The following is a 12,852-nucleotide window of genomic DNA, read 5'->3' as shown; positions in this document are numbered from 1 at the left end:
GCTAGAGGAGTGATAAAAATGAGTTACATGCCAAATATAGAACAAGCATGGGAAATACTAAAAAAATACAATAAGGAAGAATTTCATATAAGACACGCTCAAATCGTATCTGGAGTTATGAGATACTATGCAAAAGAATACGACCCTGAGAGAGTAGAATTTTGGGAAGTAGTTGGACTTTTACATGACTTAGATTTTGAAATGTATCCTGATGAACATTGTGTTAAGCAAAGAGAACTAATGACAGAGCTTGATTTAGATAAATCTATAATCGATTCTACTGTAAGTCATGGATATGGACTAACTGGCTCAGATGTCAAGCCAGAACAGTTTATGGAAAAGGTATTATTTGCTATAGATGAACTTACTGGTTTAATTGGTGCCGCTGCAATAATGCGTCCTTCAAAGAGTGTTTCTGATTTAGAATTAAAATCTGTTAAAAAGAAATTTAAAGATAAGTCATTTGCTGCTGGCTGTTCTCGAGATGTTATAAGAAGTGGTGCAGAAATGCTTGGCTGGGAACTTGATAAGCTTATTCAAACAACTATAGAAGCTATGAGAAGCTTAATCCCAGAAATGGCGATATAGCCTCTCATACATAGATATTTAATATAGTAAAGCTTAATTAATTAAATAAATGCCTATAAATATAATAGATGAGAACTTTTTATAAAATTGCAATTATTTATTTTTAAATTTTTATAGGTTTCCTTTTAGTAAAATAAAAAGTGTCTCAAAATTAATGTTTTAGTTCATGAGACACTCATTTTTTGTATAAAATTAAACATATTTTCATCGTTTTAACAATGAAAAAGAGGCTTATCCCTATTTTAAGAAAGCCTCTTTTTATAATATACAGGTGTAAATATTATGTATTTAAAATTAATCTAAATCTTTTTAAATTTTTTTAAATCCTTTGGTGCTTCAGGTTGACAATTATACCATGTACACGTAGTATTTGCAGATAAATAAAGTGTAATCACTGATAAAAAACCTAAACATTTCATCATAAGTAATGCGTATTTTTTCATTTTTTAACTCCTCTCACTTTTAAATTTTGCTAAAATCAACATAATGTTTGACCAAAACATTGCAAATGATATATACAATGAATAATCTATCATATTAACAGATTTTACACTAATAATTACAATAACTAGTAATATGGTTACTAGTAATTTTGATATTTTGCTGTATATTGCTTTCTCTCTTAGATTTAAAGGCTTATTTCTATGTTCTATTGGAGACAAAATAAATACACCTATATAATTAAAAACTGAAGCTACTAATATAACTGTTTGAACAGATTCTATATGAATCATTATATTAGAAAATATTATTGTAGACAAAAACATGCATAAAAACATAAATGTACAATTTCTATGATTTGCTGCATGATATCCTCCTGCAAATTGTCTAAGAAGGCAGTAAGATACTAAAAAAAATATTGTATGTATAAACTTATTAAAAATAAATCCAATAATTAATACTAGCAAAAAATTTATAAAAGATGCAATCATCACTTCAAAGCCATATGAATATATATTAAATTCACTATCTTCAATTAAGTTATTGTTCATTAAAATATAAGCCATTTTTTCTGAGTAATTCTTAATCATCACTTTATCCCCTAATTCTTTATATTTATAATTAACATTATCTTCATATTAATTTAATTGCATATATACTTCTTACACTATACAATTTTCTTTGTTTACATGTTTAATTGGCATAGCAATCTTAACAATAAATTTTTTATCATCATATTCAATGACCACAGTACCATCGTATTTATCTACAGCACTTCTAATGCTTTTTATACCAAGACCATGTTGGAACTTATCTTCTTTATCAGTTATAAAACTATTATTTTTAACAACTATGTTATTAACTTTTGTATTTTCAGCTCTTATAAAGTAAAAAGAATTTTTTATATCTCCTTTAAGCGTTATTTCTTTAGTCCCATCTTTAATTTTGTTACATGCTTCTATAGCATTATCAAGTATATTTGAAAATATATGACATATATCTACTGAATCAACAAAATCACAATGTGAGAAATTTATATTTGTATTAAATTCTATATTATTTCTAGCACAGAGTTCTTTTTTATCACTTAATATAGCATCTAATATAATATTTCCTGTATTAAAAGTAATATTATTATCCTGAATTTCTAGTTGTAAGTTATTTAAATATAAACTCACATCAAGATTTCTATCAATCATAGCTTTAATACATAAAATATGATTTTTCATATCATGGCTTAATAATCTAGTTTTTAAACATTTCTTCTCCATATTTTCATAGTATGTACTTTGCATCTCTCCAATTTTTTTAATCATATTATTTTCTAAGATAAGCTTACCGTCTCTTTGTAGCTTTATAGTAATTAATATCAATGATATATTGGATAAAAAAAGTATTGTTGATACGATTAAAATTTCATAACTATGAATCAAAGTTGCTGTTAATGGATTAAATACATATTTAAAGATTACAAAAAAAGAAACTATATTAGCTATCATTGGTATAATTGTATATATTAAAGTTGTTTTACTTATTTCTACATCTGACTTTTGTTTAAATATCTTATAGACAAACAAAACTAAAATTAAAACTATCTTTCCTAAAGAAACTGATTCAATTCTATAGATGTTTTCAGTTAATAACTTAGACATATCATCAATTGAATTCATCCATATAGTTAGAGTCATACTTAAAGCATCTATTCCTATCAATAATAACCAATACATTAAAGATATTAAAATAGATTTTATAAACTTAACTTCATATAATAATTTATAAAATACAATTGTTATAACTAAAGATATTATTATTCTTAAATCTGGAAGTATATTAAAAAAATAAAGAATATTAGCAAAAACAACTATTACTAACATACAAAGATTTATTTTATATCCACAAAATTTTTGTTCACTAGTATAATCTAATATTTTTTTACACGCAAACCACTCTATCATAAAAGATACTGCAATAAAAACATTCCAAAAAAGACTCGAATTAGTCATAATGCCTCTCCTATTATATTAATTCCTACAAAATATTTTTTTATATAACATATTACAATTATTATACTATTTACTACAGTTGTAGTAAATAGTATATGAAAATTATGTCAAATAAATCTAATTTACATTAAATTTTTTGTTCAATTCTTTTATTTATACTTTCCATACTTTTTCTTTATTTTTTTAATATTCTTTGTCTAGATTTTTAATATTTCTATTTAATACATATTTTTTCTAATAAATCATAAAATTTAGCTCAATAACACTATGAAATATTTTTTCTCATGATATACCTTGACAGGCGAGGTATATCAAAGTATTATATATTTAATCGGAGGTGATGTTCATGACAATCGCATCTGACATGATAAGAGGTCATACAGAAACAATTATCTTAAAACATTTACTTGAAAAAGACAGTTATGGTTATGAGATTAATAAATCTATACTTGAAAAGACCAATGGATTGTACGAGTTAAAAGAAGCCACTCTATATACAGCGTTTCGTAGACTTGAGCAGTCTGGTGCAATAACCTCTTATTGGGGAGATGAAGCTACTGGAGCTAGAAGAAAATATTATTCTATAACAAACATAGGCAGAGAAAAATATATAAAAAGCCATGAAGAATGGGATAATACAAAAGCACTAATAGACATATTAATTTAGGAGGTGAAAATATGTTAGATAAAATACGTACTTATATTGATAATAGCTTTACAGGAATTAATGAAACAAAAAAAGTCAAAGAACTTAAAGATGAATTATTTGAAAATCTAAAAGAAAAATACAATGACCAAATACAAGATGGTAAAACAGAACAAGAAGCATATAATTCAGTAATCTCAGGAATTGGAGATTTATCTGAGTTAATTGAAAGTGTTAAAGAACCATATTTTGTACCTTCTGAATTAATTGAGGAAAAAAAGAAAAGAGCCTTAAGAGCATCAATAGCAATTGCTCTTTTTATAGTAAGCCCTTTCTTGTTTGTAGTCTCAATTGTGAGCTTTGGTATAGAGCCAACTCTAGGGATTCTTTTAATGCTTATATTAATAGCAATTGGAGTAGGACTACTAGTTTATAATCAAATGACAAAACCAAACTATGCTCTATATAATGATACTTCAACAAAAGAATTTAAAGAATTTAAAACAAATTATGATGATATAAATCCGGCTTACAAATCATTTATTAGCGCATATTGGATTATAATAGTTGCTATATATCTAATCACAAGCATGCTATTTAATATTTGGTCTTTTTCATGGATACTATTTATAATAGGTTCTGCTGGTGTTGAGATTATTAAAGGAATAATACAACTAAGTGAATCAAAGGAGGATAATAAACATGAATAAAAAACTCATAAAAACAAAGATTTTAGTATGGAGTATCGTTGCAATATCACTTTCTATAGTATTTATCCTTCTTCTTATAGGAAACATATTCTCGCATTCTTTTAATCTTTCTTTTAATAATTTACATTCTAAATACAACTATGATAAGTATATAGTAGCTAAAAATGAAAGTTTTTCAGATAAAATAAACGATATTAATGTTGACTGGATTTCAGGTGAAGTTAGAATTAAGAAAAGTGATTCTAATAAAATCAAATTAATTCAAAAAACTCCTTCTAATTTTTCAAAGAAAAAACTTGCGAAGATAAAGGTTGATGGAAATTCTCTTTCTATAGATGATAATTCAGCAAAGAAATTCTTTATTGGAGTTAATCTTCCAAAACCAACAATACTTGAACTGTATTTGCCTAATAAGCTTTATGATAAAATAAATTTATCTACTACTTCAGCAGATATATATAGTACTTACATAAAAGGTAATATAATGGAAGCTAGCACGGTTTCAGGCATAATAGAGCTTTCTGGTAATATTAATAAAGTAAACTTAGACACAACTAGTGGTGATATTGATATAACAAAACTAGATAGTAAAGACGCTACATTTACATCAACATCTGGCAGAATACAACTTTCTGGCAAAATTGATAGTTTAAATTTAGATACAACTAGTGGTGATATAAATTTAAAAGATATAAATAATAAAAGCCTTGTCTGTAGTACAGTTTCTGGACGAATGGATGTATCTGGAACACTTTCTGATATTAAAGCAGAATCAACTTCAGGTGATGCAAAAATTATATCTAACAAAATGTTGTCTTCTCTAAACTACGAGACTACTTCTGCCAATATTGATTTATCTATTCCTGATAATCCAGGATTCACTTTAAGTTTTGATAAGATTTCTAGTTCTTTAAATAGTGACTTTGAATTGAATCGTCACGATGATTTATACACTTATAAAAATGGGGCTACAAATTTCTATGTAAGTGCTACAAGTGGAAATTTTACTATTCTAAAAAACAAGAATTAGATAAAATGATTATTACAACCAAAATATTTTTATTATTATGAGAAAAACACTTTTATTATTAAAATCAAAACACTTCTATGGTAGATTTATTATTTATTGATAAATCAAATACTCATAGAAGTGTTTTTATATATCATAATTTTATATTGCCTCATTCATTTTCACTAGTAAACGTCTCTCCTATAATACTCTACTAAGTTCACTCTATTTACATATAATCTCAACATATCCTTTATATGCATCTATTCTCAAATAATCTCCTGTTTTAATCAGACTTGTAGCATCTTCCACTCCCACCAAAGCAGGTATACCATACTCACGAGATACTATTGCACCATGAGTCATAAGCCCTCCAACTTCAAGTACTAACCCCTTCGCATTTACAAAAAGTGGCGTCCAACCAGGGTCTGTAAATTTAGTCACCAAAATCTCATTCTTTTGTAAACTGTCGTTATTTGGATTCAATATAACTCTTGCATATCCTTCATAGATACCTGCTGATACTGGCATACCAACAAATGCTCCTTCTGGTACCCCCTCTTTTGAATAACTCCCAGAGAATATCTCTCCTTCATTTGTAATTACCCTTGGTGGATTCAGTTTTTCATATTTATCATACTCTATTTTTCTGCATTGTATACTTTCTTTGAAATTTACTTTTTCAGTTAATGCTTGATATATTTCATCAAGGTTTAGATAAAATATATCATATCTATTATCAAGTAAATTATCCTTTTCTAATTTATCCCCTACTTCATCAATTACTTTTCTTACTTCATTAAATACACCAACTATAATATATTTTCCATATTCACGTAAAGGCAAGAAAGTCTTTATATTATTTAGATGATTCTTAACTTTTTTGACTAAATCATCTTTACCTATCTTCTCATAAGCTTCCAAAATTAATTGTTCACTTTCACTCGATTTTTCAATCAATCTTTGATAGTTTTCTCTATGTTCATTTTTTTCCAATGTATTTATATTATTCAATATAGACATACTTATTGGAGTGAAATCTTCTTGATAACGAGGATTTGTTATATCTATTTCTCCAATTCCTCTCATACCAAATTGTCTTAAAAAATCACTTAACTCACTCTTTAATTCATCACTACCATTTTTTAAAAGCAATAAATGAGCACCTTTAGGATTTTTATTTAATATATCAATCTCTTTTAGATTATTCCTTATTAAATCAGCTAAATCACCTACTCTTAATCCCATCTCAGTAGTAATATTTCCTTCTAGTCCACTTACAAAACTATCTTCTAAGTACAATAAATCTAATTCTTCAAGCATATTTCTAAGTTTTCTATCACTTAAAATTCCTGGAGCTACATTTGGTATAAGTTGCTTTGCTAACTTAAATATAAAAGCAGATAATAACTCTTCCACGATTACAATCTTTTCACATAAATCATTTCCCTTGTTTATATTTCTATACACATCATAAATAAGTTCTTCTTTCAACTCCACTAAACTTGCAAGAGCATCTGGTTTTTTATCAAAGGCATAATTTTGCTTTGAGATTTTTAAGATAGGTATTATTAAATTCTTTGCCATTTTTAATGTAGTTTTAGAAGGCAGTTTTTTCTTTAAAGGATATTTTTCAATATATTCTCCAAGTGCACTTGCTACAAGATAGTCTACATTGGGCATTAAATCTTTGATTATCTTATCTCTTATTGGTAATCTCAGTATTTCTGTACAATTGGCATAGAGTCTACCTCCAGCTTGACTCATTATCTTGAAGTTACTGCCTTCTTCGACTCTATCAAAAGGCATTACTCTTTTGAATATATCAAGACCTAAAGGTTTAATTGGTTTTGTCATTACTTGAATATGACTTGCTGATATATATACCTGAGATTTTCCATTTCTATTACTATTTTCGACTCTAGGATATAGAGATGTTATCATTCTACTTTGCAAAATATATATTTTCCCACTCTCGTCAATTGCCCATTCTATATCTTGTGGAGTCTGATAGTATTCCTCGATTTCATGTCCTAGTTGTGCTACATTATAAATCTCTCGTTCTGAAAGTACTTGTTCTTTCTGTTTATTTTTATCAAGTAAGATTTGCTCTGTGCCACCATCATTTTTTCTGTATATGGCTAACTTCTTCGCATTTATTTCTTTTGCTATAACTTTATTTTCGTTTTTATTTACTTTGTACAAGTCAGGAGTTATTAATCCTCCTACCAAAGCTTCACCAAGTCCAAAACCTGCATCAATAGTCAAATGATTATAGTTATTGTTAATGGGGTCAGCAGTAAACATTATTCCTGACTTTTGTGAATCGACCATTTTCTGAACTACTACAGAAATTAATACATTATCTTCATTCAAATTATTTTTCTTTCTATATACTACAGCCCTTTGAGTATAAAGTGATGCCCAACAATATTTTATATTTTCAATTAAGTTTTCAAATCCATGTACATTTAAATATGTATCTTGTTGACCTGCAAAAGACATATCTGGCAAATCTTCTGCTGTTGCACTAGAACGCACTGCATAGAAATCATCTTCTCCAATGCTTTCTATAGCCTCTTTTATATTTTGTTTTATACTATCTGAAAGTGATTTTTCTATGATTAAATCTCTTAGACTACTAGTCAATTCTTGAATTTTCTCTAAATCATCAACATCTACATTATCTAATTGTTTAAATAAGTCATTATCTTTTAATGGTTCTATAAACTTGTAAAAGGCATCTGTTGTTATACTGAATCCTTCTGGTACAGGTAGGTTTCTCTTAGTCATTTTGCCAAGATTAAACCCCTTCCCACCAACTAAATTAAAGCTATCTTCATTTATTTGATTAAAAAACAAAATAGTGGTATTCATATCACACCTCCAAAGTTAACTATAAGTATATCAAATTTATTTGCATAAACTAACTTTATTTAATTTTATATATCTCTCTTTACTTACAATTATACAACTTTTATATATATTTAAATTAATATACACATATAAATATATTAATTTAAGCATCTTTTATACATCTCTAAATTAGAAAACATATAAATATATTATTTAAGCATCTTTTATATATCTCTAAATTAGAAAGCATATAAATATATTATTTAAGCATCTTTATACATCTCTAAATTAGAAAACATATAAATTATATTAATTTAAGCATCTTTTATACATCTCTAAATTAGCAGACATATGAATACATCATTTAACCTACAACAAAAAAATTAGAGGTACACTATCATAAAAATATGATTAACTGTACCTCTAATTATATTTATCTTTTCATAAGTTTAATTTCTACATATCGATTAAACTTATATTATCTATCAATATCTTAAATATTAGTTTTGAATAATACTTTCTCTTGATTCGATTTCTTTTGAAATACTAGCTATAAATTCATCTAATTTAATGCTACCTATTTCACCTTTATCTCTTGATCTAACAGAAACATTATTCTCCTCAACTTCTTTTTCACCTACTATTAACATGTATGGAACTTTTTCAAGCTGAGCTTCTCTTATCTTAAATCCAATTTTTTCAGCTCTGTCATCTAATTCAACTCTTATACCCTTATCAAATAACTCTTTCTTAACTTCATTTGCATAATCCATAAATTTATCAGATATAGGAAGTATCTTAACTTGAGTTGGAGATAACCAAACTGGGAATTTACCAGCATAATGCTCTATTAATATACCTATAAATCTTTCTATACTACCAAAAGCAACTCTATGAATCATAACTGGTCTATGTTTTTCACCATCTTGTCCGATATAAGTGTTATCAAATTGTCTTGGAAGTTGCATATCTAATTGGATAGTACCACATTGCCAAGTTCTTCCTAAACAGTCTTTTAGATGGAAGTCTATCTTAGGACCATAGAATGCACCATCACCTTCATTTATAGTATATGGTAGACCTAATTCTTCTAAAGCTTCTCTTAATCCATTTTCTGCTGCTTCCCACTCTTCTTCGCTTCCCATAGAATCTTCTGGTCTTGTAGATAACTCTAAGTTATATTCAAATCCAAAAGTTTTGTAGATACCATCTATTAGGTTAGCTACTCCTTTTATTTCATCCTTTATTTGCTCTGGCAACATGAATATATGTGAATCGTCTTGAGTAAATGCTCTAACTCTCATTAATCCTTGTAATGCACCAGATAACTCATGTCTATGAACTCTACCAAGCTCTGCAACTCTCATTGGGAAATCTCTATATGAGTGTAATTGAGAATTATAGTAAATTAATCCTCCAGGACAGTTCATAGGTTTTATAGCATAATCTTCATCATCTATTTTAACTGTATACATATTTTCTTTGTAATGATACCAGTGACCTGAAGTCTCCCATAATTTTCTATTTAATATAATAGGAGATTCTATTTCAATATATCCAGCTTTTCTGTGTATTTCTCTCCAGAATTTTAATAGTTCATTTTTAAGTTCCATACCCTTTGGTAAGAACATAGGGAATCCAGGACCTTCTTCAGGTATCATAAATAATCCTAATTCTTTACCTAGTTTTCTATGGTCTCTCTTTTTAGCTTCTTCTAATAAATGTAAGTACTCTTCTAAATCTTTGTTTTTCTCAAAAGAAGTTCCATAGATTCTTTGAAGCATCTTATTTTTTTCATCGCCACGCCAGTATGCACCTGCAACACTTTGTAATTTAACAGCTTTAACTTTTTTAGTAGATGGTAAATGTGGTCCTCTACATAAATCAGTAAAATCACCTTGCTTGTAGAAAGATATTATTTCACTTTCAGGTAAATCAGATATAAGTTCTACCTTATAGTCTTCTCCTTGTTCTTTCATAAGCTCTAAAGCTTCATTTCTAGGAAGTTCAAATCTTTCTATTTTTAAATCTTCTTTAGCTATTTTTTTCATTTCAGCTTCTATTTTTTCTAAATCTTCTGGAACTAATCTATGGTCTAAATCTATATCATAGTAGAATCCATTTTCTATACTTGGCCCTATAGCAAGTTTTGCTTCTGGGTAAAGTCTCTTTATAGCTTGAGCTAATATATGTGCTGATGTATGTCTAAAAACTTCCTTACCTTCTTTATCTTCAAACTTAAATAAATTTAAGTCACAATCAGAATCTATAATGTGGTCCATACCTACAACCTCTCCGTTCACAGATGCTGCTACCACATTTCTAGCTAATCCTTCGCTAATGGATTTTGCTACATCCATAACAGAAATAGCACTTTCAAATTCTTTTATTGAGCCATCTTTTAAAGCAACTTTAATCATTGTTTTTTCCTCCTTATTGAAATAATTTTTAGATTTTTTGTAATAAAAAATCGCCCCAAATATGTTTGGGACGATATTAATTCGCGGTTCCACCCAAGTTGGTGTATACAAGTATATACAACCCTCTTGATGACTATAAGGTCGTCACCCGAGCACTTTCACATATAGTATAAATACAAATACTGCTAATAAACTCAGCTCCAAGGTAGTTTTCAAATAGACCTGTTACATGGGCTCTCAGCCATAGACCCAAATTCTCTGAGAATGGTTTCTACTCTACTCTTCCTCTTCAACACTATGATTTTTAATATATTTTCATTATAACAGATACTTATACATCAATCAACATTAATGTAATATAATAATTACCCATTATTTTTCATCTTAATCAACTCTAAATCAATATTCTAATATTTTTATATTACTTTAATCTTTTGATTTATAGTTATATTATAATATTTTCACCAATTTTAAATTTTTAAAATATATCTACATGCATGATAGATATGACTAGATAAATACTAAAATTAATTTTTATTGAAGTTAATTTTTAGTTTTTGTATACTTAAGTACAATAGCTAATTATTGTATATTTAAATAAATATAGTAACCAAACCTTGAACTATACCTATTAAAAAACCTAAAACAAGACCTAAAAATTCTATATGCTTTAATTCTTTTTTAGCTATTTTTATTATTATCTCTTCTAATTCATATAAATCTAGTTCATTAATCTTATCTTCGACCATTTTTTGTATATCTATACGTTCATTTGCTTTATTTATTATATTTTTACTCAATTCATCTATACTCTGTTTAACTTCAGACTCAATTATCTCTCCTAAATAGTCTTGTATCATGTTTTTTATGCCACTTGGTATAAATGAGACTTTCTCATGTATTATAATTTTTACCCTTGCTTTTATGTATCTTACAACTTCTTCCTTATCTTCGTCAGTAATGATATTTGCAAGTATTTCGTCCATAGAAAGAAATTCTTCTTGAATTATTTCTCCCACATTGGCTGCTATTTCTGCTCTTCTCTTTGGTATAAGCCCTACTATTTCTATATTTAAAATAGGTATTTTAATAGGCTCTATTGGTCTAAATATTAGTCTTATAGCAACTACATTTGTAACGTAACCTATAAATCCACCAATAACAGCTAATATCAGTATCCTAATTAAATTATCCATTATAAAATTTCTCCTTATCAATTGTATATTTGTCAGCTATATTACACTTAATCAGTAGATATTTTTTATAGTTAATAGCCCTAGCTATATTATAGCTTTATATACAATTATAAGTCTTTTGTGTCGATTTAAAAAGAATTTTTTTAGTTTTATATCTTTAGTTCCTAATTCTCCATAATTATACTAACTTTATTTTCAAAAATTGCCTCTACAGTATCTATAATTTCTTTTGAGCAATTATTATTTAATAAATCTAATATTTCTATTTTTCTAGGACATAAAGTTAATAAGGTACTTATTAAAAAGTCCTCATAGTTTAAATTCTCTCTTATTACCATATTTATGATTTCTTCATCATCTATACTGTCTATTTTGTTTCCATTTTTATCGTATAAAATAAATGTATTATCTTCCATTATATGAACTTTTAGCAAATCAATCTTTTCTTCTTGAGTATCTATAAAGTATTTTAAGACTCTTATAAATTCATCTTGGTCTTTCTTTATTAAATACTCCTCAACTGCAATATCACCTATAGCAGAAATATATTTCATAAATTCTCGCATTCTAAATCTAATAAAACCTTCTACGTTTATAAAATCATTTTCCTCTATATAGTTTCTCACCCTTGTAAATACTGTTTCTCTCATAAAAATCTCTTTTTTAGCAAATATGTTCAGTGAATATATGTATATATTATTTTTATCTTCAGGATATGTACGCCCATAGCATTTTAGAATGTATTCTTTTAAAAGTTTCTCTTTCATTATACTTATTATCATACTAGTTATTTCTGTTGATATCTCATCAATATTTAGAGCTCTTTGTTCAGTTTTAGTACCATTAAGTATTTTTTTATTTAATACTTCTTGCTTTGCAGAATCTATCACTACTTCTACAATGTCATTCGTATATATTAATCTATCGTTTACATTATTATTCCTCAAAAATTTCATAGAAGAAATATTATCCTTCTCAACCAA

11 protein-coding genes and 1 other annotated feature are annotated in these 12,852 nt (G+C 27.1%); of the genes, 4 read left to right on the top strand and 7 right to left on the bottom strand.

Translation table 11 applies throughout. The features are described from left to right. Nucleotides 1–18 precede the first annotated feature (18 nt). The gene (locus tag ACTG46_RS03195) at nt 19–588 is read left to right on the top strand and encodes a hydrolase (RefSeq protein ID WP_479923595.1); all 570 of its coding nucleotides are present in this window, start codon (nt 19–21) and stop codon (nt 586–588) included. 299 nt (nt 589–887) lie between these two features. Here the strand turns inward: ACTG46_RS03195 and ACTG46_RS03190 are convergent, their stop codons facing one another. The 3 genes from ACTG46_RS03190 to ACTG46_RS03180 form a co-directional block, all read right to left on the bottom strand. After that, on the bottom strand, nt 888–1,031 hold the full coding sequence (locus tag ACTG46_RS03190; protein ID WP_223152732.1) for a cyclic lactone autoinducer peptide: 144 nt from the start codon (nt 1,029–1,031) through the stop codon (nt 888–890). Between the two features lie 3 nt (nt 1,032–1,034). After that, a complete protein-coding gene (locus ACTG46_RS03185; RefSeq protein WP_479923594.1) occupies nt 1,035–1,619 on the bottom strand; it encodes an accessory gene regulator ArgB-like protein in 585 nt (194 codons plus the stop codon). Between the two features lie 72 nt (nt 1,620–1,691). Further along, entirely contained in the window at nt 1,692–3,032 is a 1,341-nt protein-coding gene (locus ACTG46_RS03180) for a sensor histidine kinase (protein ID WP_223152734.1), read from the bottom strand. Nucleotides 3,033–3,378: 346 nt separating this feature from the next. Here ACTG46_RS03180 and ACTG46_RS03175 point away from each other — a divergent pair, with 346 nt between their 5' ends. From ACTG46_RS03175 to ACTG46_RS03165, 3 genes are read left to right on the top strand one after another with little or no spacing between them, the layout of a single operon-like run. After that, nucleotides 3,379–3,699, top strand: coding sequence for a PadR family transcriptional regulator (locus tag ACTG46_RS03175; RefSeq protein ID WP_054269099.1), 321 nt, complete (start codon nt 3,379–3,381; stop codon nt 3,697–3,699). A gap of 11 nt (nt 3,700–3,710) precedes the next feature. Continuing rightward, complete coding sequence (locus ACTG46_RS03170) at nt 3,711–4,388, top strand: permease prefix domain 1-containing protein (protein ID WP_479923593.1); 678 nt, start codon at nt 3,711–3,713, stop codon at nt 4,386–4,388. Then, the gene (locus tag ACTG46_RS03165; protein WP_479923592.1) at nt 4,381–5,418 is read left to right on the top strand and encodes a DUF4097 family beta strand repeat-containing protein; all 1,038 of its coding nucleotides are present in this window, start codon (nt 4,381–4,383) and stop codon (nt 5,416–5,418) included. Before ACTG46_RS03170 ends, ACTG46_RS03165 begins: the two co-directional genes overlap by 8 nt. Before the next feature lie 204 nt (nt 5,419–5,622). On the opposite strand, the gene ACTG46_RS03160 is transcribed toward ACTG46_RS03165, so the two are convergent. The 4 genes from ACTG46_RS03160 to ACTG46_RS03145 all read right to left on the bottom strand — a co-directional run bounded on the left by ACTG46_RS03160 (nt 5,623) and on the right by ACTG46_RS03145 (nt 12,852). Then, nucleotides 5,623–8,274, bottom strand: coding sequence for a phosphoenolpyruvate synthase (locus ACTG46_RS03160; RefSeq protein WP_479923591.1), 2,652 nt, complete (start codon nt 8,272–8,274; stop codon nt 5,623–5,625). Between the two features lie 479 nt (nt 8,275–8,753). Continuing rightward, nucleotides 8,754–10,673: a threonine--tRNA ligase gene (thrS, locus tag ACTG46_RS03155; RefSeq protein ID WP_054269095.1), complete on the bottom strand. Its 1,920-nt coding sequence runs from the start codon at nt 10,671–10,673 to the stop codon at nt 8,754–8,756. 63 nt (nt 10,674–10,736) lie between these two features. After that, nucleotides 10,737–10,975: a binding site (T-box leader), on the bottom strand. Nucleotides 10,976–11,266: 291 nt separating this feature from the next. Beyond that, nucleotides 11,267–11,869: a DUF445 domain-containing protein gene (locus ACTG46_RS03150; protein ID WP_054269094.1), complete on the bottom strand. Its 603-nt coding sequence runs from the start codon at nt 11,867–11,869 to the stop codon at nt 11,267–11,269. Between the two features lie 164 nt (nt 11,870–12,033). Further along, complete coding sequence (locus tag ACTG46_RS03145; RefSeq protein WP_054269093.1) at nt 12,034–12,852, bottom strand: putative sporulation protein YtxC; 819 nt, start codon at nt 12,850–12,852, stop codon at nt 12,034–12,036.

The organism is Clostridioides sp. LIBA-7678, from assembly GCF_056716065.1.
Note: the sequence above shows the minus strand (reverse complement) of the source record. Positions and strands in the feature narration are given on the sequence as shown.

Excerpts from the sequence above, each read along its gene's own strand:
- ACTG46_RS03150 (WP_054269094.1), bottom strand. The coding sequence starts at position 11,869 with ATGGATAATTTAATTAGGATACTGATATTAGCTGTTATTGGTGGATTT.
- ACTG46_RS03185 (WP_479923594.1), bottom strand. The coding sequence starts at position 1,619 with ATGATTAAGAATTACTCAGAAAAAATGGCTTATATTTTAATGAACAAT.
- ACTG46_RS03165 (WP_479923592.1), top strand. The coding sequence starts at position 4,381 with ATGAATAAAAAACTCATAAAAACAAAGATTTTAGTATGGAGTATCGTT.
- thrS (WP_054269095.1), bottom strand. The coding sequence starts at position 10,673 with ATGATTAAAGTTGCTTTAAAAGATGGCTCAATAAAAGAATTTGAAAGT.
- ACTG46_RS03170 (WP_479923593.1), top strand. The coding sequence starts at position 3,711 with ATGTTAGATAAAATACGTACTTATATTGATAATAGCTTTACAGGAATT.
- ACTG46_RS03175 (WP_054269099.1), top strand. The coding sequence starts at position 3,379 with ATGACAATCGCATCTGACATGATAAGAGGTCATACAGAAACAATTATC.
- ACTG46_RS03160 (WP_479923591.1), bottom strand. The coding sequence starts at position 8,274 with ATGAATACCACTATTTTGTTTTTTAATCAAATAAATGAAGATAGCTTT.
- ACTG46_RS03195 (WP_479923595.1), top strand. The coding sequence starts at position 19 with ATGAGTTACATGCCAAATATAGAACAAGCATGGGAAATACTAAAAAAA.
- ACTG46_RS03180 (WP_223152734.1), bottom strand. The coding sequence starts at position 3,032 with ATGACTAATTCGAGTCTTTTTTGGAATGTTTTTATTGCAGTATCTTTT.
- ACTG46_RS03190 (WP_223152732.1), bottom strand. The coding sequence starts at position 1,031 with ATGAAAAAATACGCATTACTTATGATGAAATGTTTAGGTTTTTTATCA.